The following is a 15,929-nucleotide window of genomic DNA, read 5'->3' as shown; positions in this document are numbered from 1 at the left end:
TGCGAGACATGGCGCCGCCCCGCCTTTGAGCGGCCATGGAGCCGCAGCGAAACACCACACCGTTGGTGAGACCCGTGGGGGAGAACCGCATGTTGTTCGGCACAGGTAAACCACGACCACGGAAGACCGGCAGACGAGGCCGGAGCATTCTGGCAAGCACTCTGGCCATGTTCGTGGCTGTTCCAGTGATCTACGCGCCGACCGCCGAGGCCCGGCCGGGGGGCCTGGGCCGCCCCGAGGTCCAGGAGCAGCGGGTCAGCAAGGTGCGACCGGTCGACGGCCCGGGCGCGCAGAAGTCGCGGGCCCAGGTGGCCGCCGATCTGGCGGCCAATACGGTCCAGGCCCGCAGAGCCGAGGCCGAACAGCGAAAGTCCGTATGGCCCGAGCCCGGCAGCGCGAAGCTCACCCGGGGAGCCGCCGAACGGTCCGCGGGCGGTCTGCCGTTGGCCCTGCGTCCGGCCCCGGGCGGGAAGAGCCCGGCCGACGTCGGCACAGCCACCGTGAACGTCCTGGACCAGAGGACCGCAGACCGTCTCGGTATCACCGGCGTGGTCATGACCGCCGAGGCCGAGACCGCGGGCAAGAGTGAGATAGCGGTCGGCTACGGCGACTTCGCCTCGGCGGTGGGAGGCGGCTGGGCCGGACGCCTGGAACTCTCGAGGCTGCCCGCCTGCGCGCTGACGACTCCGGAGAAGTCCCTCTGTCGTACGCGTACCCCCCTTGCGTCGGCCAACGACACGCGCGAGCAGACCGTGACCGCCGTCGTACCGCTGAGCGCCCCCGCCGATGCCGGCTCGGCGCGGTCTGTCTCCTCCCCCTCCGGCCCCACCGTTCTGGCCCTGGCAGCCCCTGGCGCCGGTGCCGGGGAATCCCCCTCGGGCAGTGGTGACTACTCGGCCACCGACCTCTCCGAGTCCTCGTCGTGGTCGGCCGGCAGCAGTTCGGGTTCCTTCACCTGGTCGCACGACTTCCCCCTGCCCACGCCTGCCGCCGGACCGGCGCCGACTCTGTCCCTCGGCTATGACTCGGGCAGTGTCGACGGCCGCACCGCCTCCACGAACAATCAGGGCAGCACGGTCGGCGAAGGGTTCAGCAGCACCGAGTCGTACGTGGAGCGCTCCTACGGGAGCTGCGACAAGGACGGGCAGGACGGCATCTTCGACCTGTGCTGGAAGTACGACAACGCCCGCCTCGTCCTGAACGGCAAGTCCTCCGCCCTGGTCAAGGACACCGCATCGGGCGAGTGGCGGCTCCAGGGCGACGACGCGTCGCAGGTCACCCGGTCCACCGGGGCCGACAACGGGGACGACGACGGCGAATACTGGACCGTGGTCACCGGTGACGGTTCCACGTATGTCTTCGGCCTGAACAAGCTGCCGGGTGCAGCCGCCCAGCGCACCCACTCCGTATGGACCGCACCCGTCTTCGGCGACGATTCGGGTGAGCCCGGATACGACGAGGGCAGTTCCTTCGCCGGCCGTTCGCTGACGCAGGCATGGCGGTGGAACCTCGACTACGTCCACGACACCCGTGGCAACGCGTCCACCTACTGGTACGCGGCCGAGGAGAACCACTACCGGAAGAACAAGGCGGCCAAGTCCGATGCCCCCTATATCCGCGGCGGGTACCTCAAGGAGATCCAGTACGGCCTGCGCAAGGGGGCGCTGTTCACCGGCAACGCCGACGCCAAGGTGACCTTCGGCCACGACGAGCGCTGCACGGTCTCCGACTGCTCCGAGCTGAAGAAGGAAACCGCCGAGAGATGGCCGGACGTCCCCTTCTACGCCCTCTGCTCGAAGGGCTCCGGCGACTGTGACGCGCTGGCGCCGGCCTTCTTCACCCGCAAGCGTCTGACCTCGGTGAACACCTTCACCTGGTCGGCGGCGGCTTCCTCGTACGATCCCGTCGACTCCTGGGCGCTGACCCAGAAGTATCTCGACGGGGGCGACATCGGTGACACGACCGACCACGTGCTGACGCTCCAGTCGCTCCGGCGGACCGCCAAGGCCGGTGCCACCCCCGTCGTCATGGACCCGATCACCTTCACCTACCACATGCGCCCCAACCGGGTGGACGGTACGGACGACATCCTGCCGCTGACCCGGCCCCGGATCTCGACGGTCACGTCGGAGACCGGTGCCGTCTCCACCGTCACGATGTCCGCTCCCGAGTGTGTGCGGAGCGAGGTGACCGGAGCCGCCGAGGACACCAACACCCGGAGCTGCTTCCCGCAGTTCTGGAACATCAACGGCTCCTCCACCGCCTCCGTGGACTGGTTCCACAAGTACCGGGTACTCGCCGTGGTCACCTCCGACCCGGGTGGGCACAACGACGTCCTGGAGCAGGAGTTCGCGTACAGCGGCGCGGCCTGGCACTACAACGACTCGCCCCTGACGCCCAAGGAGGAACGGACCTGGTCCGACTGGCGCGGGTACCGCCAGGTGACCGTCTACAAGGGAGCCAAGGACACCACCCGCTCCCGGACGGTCTCCCTCTACCTCCAGGGCATGAACGGCGACGCCACTCGGTCCGGGACCTCCAAGTCCGTCAGCGTGCCCGGTCTGCCGGTCCCGGGCCTCACGGTCCCCTCCATCACCGACGACGCCGACTACGGAGGCCAGCTCCGCCAGCAGATCACGTACTCCGGTGCCACGGCGATCGGGGCCGTGGTCAACGAGCCCTGGGCGCAGGAGACGGCCCGGCAGAAGGTGCCGGGCGCCGGGGACCACGTCGCACGTTATGTGCGGACCCGGAAGACCACCACCCACACGTACCTGACCGTGCCGAAGTCCTGGCGCTCCCGTACGGTCACGACCGATCACGACGACCACGGGATGCCGTACCAGGTCCAGGACGGCGGTGACGACGCCAGATCAGGCGACGAGACCTGCACCCGCACCTGGTACGCGCGGAACGCGGACGCCGGTATCACCACTCTGCCGTCCCGGGTCAGGACCGTCGGCAGGGCCTGCTCGGTGACCGATGCCGCGCTGAACCTGCCGGCCACCTCGGCACAGCGCGGCGATGTCCTCTCGGACACCGCGCTCGCCTACGACAACGCCACTTGGTCCGCCGCCCAGAAGCCCACCGTGGGCCTCACCACCTGGAGCGGCCGCGCGGCCTCCTACAACACGGCGGACCAGCCCTCGTGGCAGACCGTCTCCACAACGGGCTACGACGCGCTCGGCCGGGCCACCTCCTCCACCGACGCGGCCCAGCACACGACGAGGACGGATTACGTTCCGGCGCAGGGCGGTCCGGTGACACGCACCGATGTCACCAACGCCAAGGGCCACAAGACCATCACCTTCTTCGACACCCGGCGCAATCTGCCGTTGCGGACGTTCGACCCCAACGCCAAGAAGACGGAGGTCGCCTACGACGCCGCGGGCCGCATGACCGAGGTCTGGCTGCCGAACCGCAACCGTGCCGCCGGCTACAGCCCGAACCAGAAGTTCGGCTACCGCCTGAGCAGGACCGACACGTCCGCGGTCTCCACCTCGGTGCTCAACAAGGACGGCACCACTTACCAGACCACGTACGCGATCTACGACTCCCTGCTGCGTCCGCTCCAGAAGCAGTCGCCGACTCCGCAGGGAGGCCGGCTGCTCACCGACACCCGTTACGACTCTCGGGGCCTGGCCTACGAGACGCACGCCGACATATTCGACAGCAAGAACCTGCCCAACGGCACCTATACCCGGGCCGAGTACGGCGAGTCGCCCACCCAGACCGAAGTCGTCTTCGACGGCGCCGGCCGCGAGACATCGCGTTCGGTGTACTTCTTCGGGGTCAAGCGCTGGACCACATCCACCCAGCACACCGGCGATTCCACGGCCACCTCGTCCCTCACGGGCGGCAACGCGACCCGGGCGGTCGTCGATGCCCGCGGGCTGACGGTCGAGACGCGCTCGTACGCCGGTTCCTCCCCCGACGATGTCCAGTACGGCAGCGCCACCGGTGCCGCGTACACATCCGCGAGAACGGGCTACACGCTCGACGGCAAGGAGACCACGTTCACCGGGCCGGACAACTCCGTGTGGACTTACGGCTACGACCTCTTCGGCCGCCGCACCACGGTGAACGACCCGGACAAGAAGGACGCGGACAGCGAGTACAACGCGCTCGACCAGCTCACCAGGATCACCGACAGCAGAAAGGCTGCGGTCCTCACCGAGTACGACGAGATCGGCCGGATAACCGCCACCTGGGCCGGCAGCAGGACGGATGCCAACCAGCTGACCGCGCACCGGTACGACGACGTGCTCAAGGGCAGTCCGTCCTCCTCCACCCGCTACGTCGGTGGCAAGGCCGGAAAGGCGTACGTCCGCGAGGTCGTGGCCTACGACAGCCTGGGCCGCGCCACGGACACCCGGCTGAAGCTTCCCGCGAGCGACCCGCTGGTCGTGGCCGGGGCACCGGCCACGATCGACTTCTCGACCGCCTTCAACATCGACGGCTCGAAGGCGAACTCCACGGAGCCGGGGTTGGGCGGCCTTCCCTCCGAGATACTCACCTACGGCCACACGCCCCTGGGCGAGATCAAGTCGATCGTCGGCTCCACCGGGTATCTGCTCTCCGCCGACTACTCGGCCCTGGGCCAGGTGCAGCAGCTCGTGCTCGGCACCGCGAACACCGAGGCCCACAAGAAGGCCTACGTGACCAACACCTACGAGGAGGGAACCGGCCGGCTGACCCGGAGCCACGTCACGGACCAGACGCATCCGTACATGCTCCAGGACCTCAACTACACCTTCAACGAATCCGGCAACGTGACGGCCATATCCGACCCGACGACGCTGGGCGGAGCCGGCAAGGCCGAGACCCAGTGCTTCGCCTACGACGGTTTCCGCCGTCTCACGGAGGCATGGACCCCCGCCTCACAGAAGTGCGGCGACACCCGGAAGGCCGACAGCCTCTCCGGACCCGCTCCGTACTGGACCGGCTATACCTACGACGACGCCGGTCAACGCCGGACGGAGACCCAGCACCGGACCACCGGTGACGTCACGACCACCTACTGCTACACCGACGCCCGGCCGCATCTGCTGACCGGGACCAGCACGCAGAACAACTGCGCGGCTCCGCAGCGCTCGTACACGTACGACGAGACGGGCAACACGCGCAGCCGACCGGGTGCGTCCGGGACTCAGGACCTCAAGTGGAACAAGGAAGGCAAGCTGGAGAGCCTTTCGGAGGGCGCCAGGAGCACCGACTACGTCTACGACGCCGACGGCAACCTGCTGATCCGCAGCGAGAAGAACGGCGAGCGCGTTCTGTACGCCGGCGGGACGGAACTGCATCTCAAGTCCGACGGAAAGTTCTGGGCCCAGCGCTTCTACGGTACGCAGCAGCTGACCGTCGCCGTCCGCTCCAACGAGTCGGGCACCAACAGGCTCCAGTACCTGGCCGGTGACCGCCACGGAACCTCCTCTCTCGCCATCGCCTCCGACACCCAGGCGTTCACCAAGCGGTACATGACCGTCTTCGGCGCGGAACGCGCGGGAGCCATCGGCCTCTGGCCGGGAGACCGGGGGTTCCTGGGCAAGACGCATGACAGGTCCACGGGACTGACGCATGTCGATGCCCGTGAGTACGATGCGGCGCTCGGCCGTTTCATCAGCGTCGACCCGCTGTTGGAGCCGGGCAAGCACCAGTCGCTCAACGGATACGGATACGCCGAGAACAATCCGGCGACCCTGTCCGACCCATCGGGGCTGGGCTCCTTCTCCTGCACCATGGGGGTGGACTGCAGTGCCGAGGTGGTCAAGGTCGAGTCCACCGTGTCGCCGCCGCTCTACGGCGCCAGCAGCACGGGTCACTCGGGCACCGCGTGGAACTCCCCTCTCGGCTTCACGGGCAGCTCAGCCTCTCCCCTGCTGCCCTCCCCGCCGCCGCTGCTCATGGGGCCCGATCCCATCGAGCTGCAGTACACGGGGCCGATGAGCCCGGCACAGAAGATGCAGGCGCTCAAGCGGTACCTGGACAGCATCCCCGTGCAGTCCGGCTCGCTGGTCCACAACGACCACGGCGGGGACGGGAAGGTCAAGAGCGACGGGCCCTGGACCCTTGCGTTCCGTTGGTGGTGGGGCAGCCGAGGCCTCAACCCGACGAACACGATCTCGGATGTTTCCTACGACGGGGACGACAAGATGACTCAGATGGTCATCAAGAGCAGCGGCATGAAAGATGTACGCCAGGCGGTGGCGAAGCAGTACAACGAGACTGGAAAGATGACAGGGAACGACAAGTACAGCGTCACCAAGAATCGTGACGGCAGCGCGAAGAGCAAGACTCAGATGGCAGGCGCCTATGCCAGCGACTTCGGCGGCCTCCTCATCGGGAAAGAGGACCGGGAGGTGCAGGGCGTCCTCGGCTCCTACGACGTCGAGTACGAGATCGTCAAAAGCAAGGGGCATGAGCTGACTGTCGAGTACGTCGTCAAAACCGCCATCAACAACGAATCGTTCGTCCCCGGGCACGACAAGAGTCAGAAGAAGTACAACAACTACCCTCAGTACATGGGCGGAGCCTTCGCTGGCTACCGGGTGGACATCAGTTGGTCCGAGACCATCTACAAGTAGGCGGACGTGAGCGCAGTGGATCGATACAAGGTACGTCTGGCGGGGACGGTGCTCGCGGCAGTGCTCATCAGTGGTGGGACCGGATGCGCCGGACCGGACCACACGATCGAGCGGGCACAGATTGTGGGCGCCTGGAAGGCCGACGACGGCGGGCGGATCGAGTTCACGGCCGATGGACGGTTCGCCATGTCCGGAATCCATCGCGAAGCGGAGACCTTCAGCTTCAGCGATCCTCCGCCCGCCGGAGAGCGTCTGGCGGGCGCCGGTACGTGGGAACTGGAGAACCAGCGGTTCATCGAGCTCACGTATGAGAAGGGTGGTTCCTTCTCGCACACCGAGACCGGCAGCATGGGCATAGCCGAGACCGGGGAGAAGCCGGTGCTCTACTTCTCCACGGACAGCGACAAGGAATACGGGTACGAAGTGCGCAAGGTCTCGTAGCCGTTCCACGTCGGGCAGGGCCGGTTCCGTCCTCGGGCGGGGCCGGCCCTGCCGCGTGTGTGAGCCGTGCGCGGGTCACTCCGCGTACTGGCAGGTGCCTCGCGGGAGGTAGGTGCCGTGACCGGCGCGGCCGGTGAACTTGCGGTGCTCGATGACGGGTTCGCCGCGCGAGAGCACGGTCTCGACCTGGCCGGTGATCCGTTTGCCCTCGTACGCCGAGTAGTCGACGTTCATGTGGTGCGTCTCGGCGGAGAGGGTCTGCTCGGCGGCCGGGTCGTAGATGACGATGTCCGCGTCGGCGCCCGGGGCGATGGTGCCCTTCTTCGGGTAGAGGCCGAACATGCGGGCCGGGGAGGCGCAGGCGATCTCGATCCAGCGGCGGCGGGTGATGTGACCGTCCACCACCGCCTGGTGGAGCAGGTCCATCCGGTGCTCGACGCCCGGCATACCGTTGGGGATCTTGGAGAAGTCGCCGCGGCCCATCTCCTTCTGGCCGGAGAAGCAGAAGGGGCAGTGGTCGGTGGAGACGACCTGGAGTTCGTTGTTCCGCAGGCCCCGCCAGAGCGCCTCCTGGTGCTCCTTGGGGCGCAGCGGCGTGGAGCAGACGTACTTGGCGCCTTCGAAGTCGGGCTCGGCCAGGTTGTCGGTGGAGAGGAAGAGGTACTGGGGACAGGTCTCGCCGAAGACCGGGAGGCCCTTGTGGCGGGCGGCGGCGATCTCGGCCACCGCCTCGTCGGCGGAGACGTGGACGACGTAGAGCGGTGAGCCGGCGACCCGGGCCAACTGGACGGCGCGGTGGGTGGCTTCGGCCTCCAGGGCGACCTTGCGGACGTCTCCGTGGTAGCGGGGGTCGGTGCGGCCGGCGGCCAGGGCCTGTTCGACCAGCACGTCGATGGCGATGCCGTTCTCGGCGTGCATCATGATCAACCCGCCGTTGCCGGAGGCCTGTTGCATGGCGCGGAGGATCTGGCCGTCGTCGGAGTAGAAGACGCCCGGATACGCCATGAAGAGCTTGAAGGAGGTGACGCCCTCCGCGACGAGACGGTCCATCTCCTTGAGCGAGGAGGGGTTCACGTCCGCGAGGATCATGTGGAAGCCGTAGTCGACGGCGCAGTTGCCGTCCGCCTTGGCGTACCAGGTGTCGAGCCCCTCACGCAGGGACCTGCCCACGCTCTGGATCGCGAAGTCCACGATGGTGGTGGTCCCGCCCCAGGCGGCGGCCCGGGTGCCGGTCTCGAAGGTGTCGGCGGCGTAGGTCCCGCCGAACGGCATCTCCATGTGGGTGTGCGCGTCGACGCCCCCCGGGATGACGTACTTGCCGGTGGCGTCGATCCTGCGGTCGGCGGTCCAGGATTCGGCCGCGTCCGTGCCGTGGGCGGCGAGCGCGGCGATGCGTCCGCCCTCGACGAGGACGTCGGCGTGGATCTCGTCGGACGCGGTGATGACCAGGCCACCGTGGATGACGGTGCGGCTCATGGGTACCTCCTCGCTGGGGCGGTACGGGGGCCCGGCCGCGTGGGCGGACCCCCGTACGCTGCCCGGTCGGCGCTCGTACGGTGCTCGGTGCTCGGACCGCTGCCGTACGGCTCGGACTGCGGTCGTACGGTGTTCAGCCGGCGGCGCGCAGGGCGTCGGCCAGGATCGACGCACCTTCCTCCGCCTCGGCGACGGTCAGGGTCAGGGGCGGGGCGATCCGCAGCACGCTGGTGTTGTGGCCGCCGCCCTTGCCGATGAGCAGGCCGCCCGCGCGCGCCGCCTCCAGGACGGCCCCGGCCGCCTCCGGGTCCGCCTCGTCCGTGCCGGGCTTCACCAGTTCGATGCCGATCATCAGGCCCCGGCCGCGCACCTCGCGTACGGCGTCCGAGGCGGCGGCGACCGACCGCAGCCGCTCGATGAGCAGACCGCCCACGCGCCGGGCGTTGCCCTGGAGGTCGTGCTCCAGGTGGTAGCCGAGGTTGGCGAGACCGGCCGCCATGGTGACGGGTGAACCGCCGAACGTGGAGATGGAGTTGGCGTCCAGGCAGTTCATCACCTCGGCGCGGGCAACGACTCCGCCGATGGACATGCCGTTGCCGATGCCCTTGGCGAAGGTGAGGATGTCCGGCGGCCCGTTCTCGGCGTGCGCCTGCCACCCCCAGAAGTGGTCGCCGGTGCGGCCCCAGCCGGTCTGCACCTCGTCGGAGATCCACAACACCCCGTGCCGGTCCAGGACTTCGCGGAACGCGGCGAACAGTCCGTCGGGCGGTGAGGTGAAGCCGCCGACGCCCTGGATCGGTTCCGCGATGAGGGCGGCGGCCTCCCGGGTGTGGCCGAGGAGGTCCTCCAGATCGGCGACGCACGCCCGGATGAACTGCGCGTCGCTCAGCTCGGCGTACGGGCCCCTGGTGCGGACGCCCCCGTGGACGTACAGCGTCTGGAGCGGGGAGAGCGTCGTGGGCGACCAGGCGTGGTTGCCGGTGATGGAGACGGCCGAGAACGAGCGGCCGTGGTAGCTGTTGCGCATCGCCAGGATCTGGTTGGACCGGCGGTAGGCGGTGGCGAGCAGCAGCGCAGTGTCGTTCGCCTCGGTGCCCGAGGTGGTGAAGAAGACCCGGGCGTCGGGGATGCCGGAGAGGTGGGCGACGCGCTCGGCCAGCTCCACCATCGGGCGGTTGAGGTAGAGGGTGGAGGAGTGGATGATCCGCCCGGCCTGTTCGGCGACCGCCTTGGTGACCTCGGGCAGGGCGTGGGCGGTCATGGTGGTGAGGATGCCGCCGAAGAAGTCCAGGTAGCGGTTGCCGTCGGCATCCCAGACGTACCGGCCCTCGCCGTGGGTGAGTTCGATGGGGTGGCGGTAGTAGAGAGCCAGCCACCCGGGGCTGACGGCGAGGTGGCGTTCGTACAGTCCGCTCACGGCTCCACCAGCCCGTCGTAGGCGTCGGGCCGCCGGTCGCGGTAGAAGGCCCACTGCTGGCGGACCTCCTCGATCAGGCCGAAGTCCAGGTCCCGGACGAGGAGTTCCTCCTCCTTGTCGCTGGCGACATCCCCGACGAACTGGCCGCGCGGGTCGACGAAGTAGCTGGTGCCGTAGAAGTCGTTGTCGCCGTACTCCTCCTGGCCGACGCGGTTGATCGCGGCGACGAAGTACTCGTTGGCGACGGCGGACGCGGGCTGTTCCAGCTGCCAGAGGTAGGCGGAGAGACCGCGCGAGGTGGCGGACGGGTTGTAGACCAACTGGGCTCCGTTGAGTCCGAGTTGGCGCCACCCCTCGGGGAAGTGCCGGTCGTAGCAGATGTAGACGCCGACCTTACCGACGGCCGTGTCGAACACCGGCCAGCCGACGTTCCCCGGCTTGAAGTAGTACTTCTCCCAGAACCCCTTGACCTGCGGGATGTGGTGCTTGCGGTACTTGCCGAGGTAGGAGCCGTCGGCGTCGATCACGGCGGCGGTGTTGTAGTAAAAGCCGGACTGCTCGACCTCGAACACCGGGACCACGACGACCATGCCGGTCTCCCGGGCGAGGTCCTGCATCCGGCGGACGGTCGGCCCGTCCGGGACCGGCTCGGCCCAGCGGTAGTGCTCGGGCTCCTGGACCTGGCAGAAGTAGGGGGCGTTGAACACCTCCTGGAACCCGATGATCTTCGCCCCCTGCCGGGCGGCCTCGCGCGCATGCTCCTCATGCTTGGCGATCATGGATTCGGTGTCGCCGGTCCAGGTCGCCTGGACGAGTGCGGCGCGTACGACGTGGGACATGAGCTGCTCCTTCGACGCGGCGTCAGAGAGCCTCTACGCGATTTCTACGCACGTAGATCGGTGCATGGATGGAGAACGTAAGCCCCTCCGTCCGGCGGGGCAAGACCATCGCCGTGAACCGGCTGAGTCGATCATGTTTCGCACCCGAGCGGTCCACAACGGCCACGGTACGCATCATTCCCCGCACCCGGTGGCGTCTCGGGCGGATCGGATGGCGGTCGCCCCGAAACGCGCTCCGGCCCGTGGCCTCCGGGGCGTCCGAGCACCGCGGCATCACGAGGGGCAGGACCGTCGCCGCGGGGAGCGGTGGTCGGGCGGAAGCACCTTCATGCGGTACGCGCTCCTCGGCAGGACCGGGCCGCGGGTCGGCGAACCGGCGCCGGCGCCATGCCCCCCCCGGAACGCCATGCCCCGGGACACCACCGGTCCGGGACGCCATGAGTCCGGCCACACGACCGTACGGGAGACCTCCGGCCGGACCCTCGATACCCGCCCGGAGGCGGGCGGGCCCCGCGCCCGCCTCACACCCCCGGCACGCCCGCCACCCGCAGTGCGTGGACCAGGTCCCACTCCCGCTCCACCGACACCTCGCGGGCCGCCGCCAGCAGGTGCGGCAGGATGCGGCGGCCCTCGTCGCCGCCCGCGATCCCGGCCGCCTCCTGGGGCGTACGTACGCGGACGAAGGCACCGAGCAGCGCCCGCGCCTCGGCCCCGTGGCCGGACCCGTCCAGGGCCAGGACCGCTTCGGCCACCTCGGCGGCGGGTCTCGCCACGCCCTGCCGGAGCAAGAGCCCGCAGTCGTCGCCACGGCCCGCCGCGGCCAGCGCGCCCGCCGCCGCGGCGAACCCGGCGGGCGGCAGCGACGACGCCTCCCAGAGCAGGGTCGTCCAGTCGGCGGCGAGCCCGGCCCGGTGCAGCGCGACCGCCAGCACCGGCAGCCGGGGCGCGGGCCAGGCCGCCATCTCGCAGAGCACGACATGGGCCTCGCCGCTGTGCCCCGCCGCACGGAGCAGGACCAGCCGTTCGACGGCGGCGACCACGGCCGCGCCCGCCTCCGGGTCCGGCTTCGGCGCGGCGACGCGGACGCGCGCCTCCGGCTCCCCCGCAGCGCCTCCGCCGAACCGGGCGCCGCGCGGGGCGGAGCCGCCCTTCACCGGGGGCGCGGGCAGCACGGGAACGGGAGAGGGCGCGTACCCGGTCCCCTCCCCCTCGTCGTCCACATCGAGCCCGGCGAACCGTGCGCCCCGCGGCTTCTTGCGCCGGGGCGCGGGGGCGGGGCCGGGAACAGGACCGGCCCCGGAACCCGTCCCCGACCTGCGGAGGGACCGGGAGCGCGCCAAAGGGTGGGGGGCCGGTTCATCTCCAGCGGCCGGTTCACCAACGGCAGTCGGCTCACCCCCGGGGGCCGGTCCGTGTCCGGGGGCCGGTCCGTGTCCGGCGGCCGGTCCGTGTCCGGCGGCCGGTTCACGTCTCCGTACGGATTCAGGTACGGGCTCCGACGTCGGTACGGACCCCGACGCAGCCCCCGGAGCGGACCCCCGCGGCGCCGCCCCCGAATCCGGCCCCGGTACGGGCTCCGGTGCCGCCCCGCCCCAACTCGCCGGGCCGCGCCCCGTCCACTCCTCGGCCCCTTCGCCCGCCCTCGGCCGCGGAACCGCCACCGCCGCCAGCCGCCCCCGCAGTTCCGCGCAGCGGGCCGCCGCGCGCCGGTGGTCGTCCTGTGCCCAGGCCAGCGCCTCCGCCGCGGCCGAGTCCACGCCCACCGGTCCGGACGCCCCCACCGGTCCGGACGCCCCCGCCGGCCAGGCGGCTCCCGCCGCCCCCGCCGTACGCAGCCGCTCCGCCGCCCGGCCCTGCTCCCGGATCATCAACTCCAGCCGCTGGACCAGCTCCTGGCGGCCGCCGGGCCGCCGGTCCTGGGCCGCGGCGGAGGCTGAGTGGAGCGCGGCGGCACGTACCGAGACCCGCTCGGCCAACTGCGTTCCGTGCAGTGCGGCCAGGTCCGCGAGCAGCGACTCCACGACGTCCCAGGGCGGTATCTCCACCCCGTCGAGGCAGGACCGCATCCCTTGCGGATCGCGCCGGGCGAAGACCCCGTACCACCCGCTCCCGGGGTCGAGCCGTGCCGTCAGCTCTCGTAGATACTGTGCGAACGTGCCTACATCCACTGCTTGTTGACGCACCGTCATCGCTGCTCTCGCCGACTGTCGACTTCGACTGGAGCCTTCCAGTCCGCAGGCATTCGACCGCAGGTGTGTTACGGGGCGGCTACGCGCGGCTTTCGTCCGCGCTGCGGCGGGCGCACGGCACGGGCACCGTGCGCCCCTCCGCACGCCAGGGCGGCCGGGCGCGGGGCCGGTCTCAGAAGGTGACGGCGATCCCGGTGTGCGGGCGCTTGCCGAGGCGGGCGACGGTGGCGGGCCAGTCGACGAGCCAGAACTTCCAGGTGTACTTGCGGGTGAGCAGCTTGCGCACCGCGCGCGTCTCCGCCGCGTCGAGGAGGCGCGCGGTGCCCTCGGCGCTCGGGGCGCCCGCCGCGATCCGGCCGCGCACATCGCAGACGGTGACGGTGACGGCGGTGCTGTTCCGGAGCCGCTTGACCTTCCACGAGTCGGAGCGGGTCCAGACGTACAGCACCTCGCCGTCGACAGCGGCCCAGACGGGCGTGGCGACGGGTGTGCCGTCCTTCCGGTACGTGGTCAGGCTGACGTATTCGCTGCGCGCGAAGTCCTGGAGAGTCACGGACGCGACCCTACGCACCGCGCGGCCGTTACGCGATCAGGGGGATGGCAGCGGGTTCGGCGGGCGGTCCGGAGGTCCGGGCCGGACCGACGGGCTCGGCGGGACCGGAGGCCGTCGCACCCTCCGGTCCGCAACTGCCGAGCAGTCCGTCCAGGGAGAGGCCGAGGGCCCCGGCCAGCGCGGCGACCGTGAAGAAGGCGGGCGTGGGGGCGCGACCGGTCTCGATCTTGCGGAGGGTCTCGGCGGAGATTCCCGCGCTCGCCGCGACGGCGACCATGCTGCGCTCCCCGCGCGCCTCGCGGAGGAGGCGGCCGAGCCGTTCGCCGCGGAGGCGCTCTTCGGGGGTGAGAGGGGTGCGGACCATGGCCCCACTCTACTACGGCCCACCATTCTTATACCGTCATTACTATACCGCTTCGACCGGTATAGTAATGGGCATGGTGCACATCAAGACCGACACATCCATCGAGGCCATGCGCGACTCCGGCCGGGTCGTCGCCCAGATCCTGACCCGCGCCCGGGAAGTCGCGGCGGTCGGCGTGACCCCCCGCGAGCTGGACGCTGCGGCCCGCGAGGTGCTGCGCGAGGCGGGGGCCGCCTCCCCCTTCCTCGACTACAAGCCGCACTTCGCGCCCACCCCCTTCCCGGCCGTCATCTGCGTCTCCGTCAACGACGCCGTCGTCCACGGCATCCCCTCCGCCGAACCGCTGCGCGACGGCGACCTGGTCAGCGTGGACGCGGGCGCCCTGCTCGGCGGCTGGGCGGGGGACGCGGCGGTCAGCTTCACCGTGGGCGAGGCCCGCCCCGCCGACACCCGGCTGATCGCCACGGCGGAGGCGGCCCTGGAGGCGGGCATCGGCGCGGCCGTCGTCGGCAACCGGATCGGGGACATCGCGCACGCCATCGGCACGGTCTGCCGGGCGGCGGGCTACGGCATCCTCGACGGCTACGGCGGCCACGGCATCGGCCGTTCGATGCACGAGGACCCGTCCGTACCGAACGAGGGCCGCCCGGGGCGCGGTATGCCGCTGCGCCACGGGATGGTCCTCGCCATCGAACCGATGCTGCTCGCGGGCGGCCAGGACGAGTTCCGCCACGATCCGGACGGCTGGACCCTGCGGACGACCGACGGCAGCCGGGCCGCGCACGCCGAGCACACGGTAGCCATCACGGACGACGGCCCCCGCGTGCTCACCCTGCTCTGACCGGCGCTCAGGTCTCCCGGAACCCTCGGATCCCGCAGCGGCCCGGGACCCCGCAGCGGCCTGGGACCTCACAGCGGCCCGGGGCCCCGCGGAGGTTCCGGGTCTCGCGGAGGTCCCAGGGGCTGCGGAGGTCCCGGGGCCCGCGAAGGCCGAGGGCCCGCTCAGCGCCCGACGAACGCCCTCGCCAGCTCCTCGCCCCGGCTCTCCGCCCTCGCGCGGCTCTCGATCGGGGAGATCCGGGAGTCCTTGAACGCGATGTACGTGACGCCGGACGCGGCCCCGCCCGTCGTCGGGTGGGGGTCGATGGACAGCTCCTCGGCCAGGGCGTACGAGCCCTCCCCGATGATCCCGGCGGGCCCGGTGTCACCGATGACGGCGTACCGCACCCTGCCCTCGTAGATCACGGCGACGACGCTGCCGCCGGTCAGCCCGGACTTCCGGTAGTCCCAGGTGCGGCTGGGCGCCGGCACCACCACGAACGGCAGCGCGGCCGAGTCCAGCGGTTTGCCGCGCGAACTGGTGAAGGCGGTCTGCGGCTGGAAGTAGGGGTCGGTCTTCTTGTTGCAGACCTTCGTCCGCCGCCCGTCGCAGTCGATGTCCATGTCCGCCTTCCAGAAGACGGCGTCGCCGGTGGCGCAGACGGGGACGGTGGCCTTGGCGCTGCCGGCGTCCGTACGGTACTTGCCCCGCGAGATCTGCCGGCAGGAGCGGACCTCCGCGAGCAGTTCCCCGGCGGTCACGGGGGCGTCCTCGGCCGGAGCATCGGCCCGGGCGCCGACCGTGGCATCGGTCCGGACGCCGGCCGTCACGCCGGCCGGGGCATCCGCCGTCGCACCGGCCGGAACTCCGGGATCCGGGTCCGCGCGGCCGTCGCCCGCCCACGCGTCCGGCAGGCGGCCGGCCCGCTCCCCCGGCGAGGTGTCCGGTGCGGGCCTGTGGGGTGTGGCGGTGGCGGGCAGCGCGGCGGGCCCGAGCAGGGCGGCGCCGCACACGGCGGAGGAGACGGCGGTCAGAGCGAACGTTCGGGTGCGCATCGTGGGGGACGGCCCTTCCAGTCGACCGGAGAGACCCGTCCGGGCCCCTCCTCCGCCGGCACGGCTCACCGGCGCTCCCTCCCCCGGCGGCCGGACCGGCCGTACGCGGCGTCTGCGCGTACGGCCCGCCCGGCCGCCCCTTCTGCGAACTTCCCAGCACTCCAAGCACTCCAAGCACTCCAAGCACTCCA

10 protein-coding genes are annotated in these 15,929 nt (G+C 70.7%); 3 read left to right on the top strand and 7 right to left on the bottom strand.

Going from position 1 to position 15,929, the window contains the following annotated elements:
* Nucleotides 1-167 precede the first annotated feature (167 nt).
* Nucleotides 168-6,584, top strand: coding sequence for an RHS repeat domain-containing protein (locus tag ACQ9ZG_RS28465; RefSeq protein WP_109915631.1), 6,417 nt, complete (start codon nt 168-170; stop codon nt 6,582-6,584).
* 6 nt (nt 6,585-6,590) lie between these two features.
* Nucleotides 6,591-7,025 carry a hypothetical protein gene (locus tag ACQ9ZG_RS28460; protein WP_146225716.1) on the top strand — a complete coding sequence of 145 codons (435 nt, stop codon included), beginning with the start codon at nt 6,591-6,593 and terminating at the stop codon, nt 7,023-7,025.
* Between the two features lie 75 nt (nt 7,026-7,100).
* Here ACQ9ZG_RS28460 and hydA read toward each other — a convergent pair whose 3' ends face one another.
* The 6 genes from hydA to ACQ9ZG_RS28430 all read right to left on the bottom strand — a co-directional run bounded on the left by hydA (nt 7,101) and on the right by ACQ9ZG_RS28430 (nt 13,863).
* Nucleotides 7,101-8,501 carry a dihydropyrimidinase gene (gene hydA, locus ACQ9ZG_RS28455; RefSeq protein WP_109915633.1) on the bottom strand — a complete coding sequence of 467 codons (1,401 nt, stop codon included), beginning with the start codon at nt 8,499-8,501 and terminating at the stop codon, nt 7,101-7,103.
* Nucleotides 8,502-8,634: 133 nt separating this feature from the next.
* Complete coding sequence (locus ACQ9ZG_RS28450; RefSeq protein ID WP_109915634.1) at nt 8,635-9,918, bottom strand: aspartate aminotransferase family protein; 1,284 nt, start codon at nt 9,916-9,918, stop codon at nt 8,635-8,637.
* Nucleotides 9,915-10,757: a nitrilase-related carbon-nitrogen hydrolase gene (locus tag ACQ9ZG_RS28445; RefSeq protein WP_018491456.1), complete on the bottom strand. Its 843-nt coding sequence runs from the start codon at nt 10,755-10,757 to the stop codon at nt 9,915-9,917. The genes ACQ9ZG_RS28450 and ACQ9ZG_RS28445 overlap by 4 nt, the downstream gene beginning before the upstream one ends.
* A 521-nt stretch (nt 10,758-11,278) precedes the next feature.
* Nucleotides 11,279-12,946, bottom strand: a complete 1,668-nt coding sequence (locus ACQ9ZG_RS28440; protein WP_499281356.1) for a hypothetical protein — start codon at nt 12,944-12,946, stop codon at nt 11,279-11,281.
* A 172-nt stretch (nt 12,947-13,118) separates the two neighbouring features.
* Nucleotides 13,119-13,499 carry a PPOX class F420-dependent oxidoreductase gene (locus ACQ9ZG_RS28435; RefSeq protein WP_109915703.1) on the bottom strand — a complete coding sequence of 127 codons (381 nt, stop codon included), beginning with the start codon at nt 13,497-13,499 and terminating at the stop codon, nt 13,119-13,121.
* Nucleotides 13,500-13,527: 28 nt separating this feature from the next.
* A complete protein-coding gene (locus tag ACQ9ZG_RS28430) occupies nt 13,528-13,863 on the bottom strand; it encodes a helix-turn-helix domain-containing protein (RefSeq protein WP_109915702.1) in 336 nt (111 codons plus the stop codon).
* A gap of 73 nt (nt 13,864-13,936) precedes the next feature.
* Between ACQ9ZG_RS28430 and map the strand changes: the two genes are divergently transcribed.
* The gene (gene map, locus ACQ9ZG_RS28425; protein WP_028418277.1) at nt 13,937-14,704 is read left to right on the top strand and encodes a type I methionyl aminopeptidase; all 768 of its coding nucleotides are present in this window, start codon (nt 13,937-13,939) and stop codon (nt 14,702-14,704) included.
* A gap of 161 nt (nt 14,705-14,865) precedes the next feature.
* On the opposite strand, the gene ACQ9ZG_RS28420 is transcribed toward map, so the two are convergent.
* Complete coding sequence (locus ACQ9ZG_RS28420) at nt 14,866-15,738, bottom strand: glycoside hydrolase family 75 protein (RefSeq protein WP_499281355.1); 873 nt, start codon at nt 15,736-15,738, stop codon at nt 14,866-14,868.
* Nucleotides 15,739-15,929: the final 191 nt, after the last annotated feature.

The sequence above is a fragment of the Streptomyces araujoniae genome, from assembly GCF_050871195.1.
Classification (GTDB): Bacteria; Actinomycetota; Actinomycetes; order Streptomycetales; family Streptomycetaceae; genus Streptomyces; species Streptomyces bacillaris.
The sequence above is the reverse complement of the archived record's forward strand: the minus strand, read 5'-3'. Positions and strand labels throughout refer to the sequence as shown.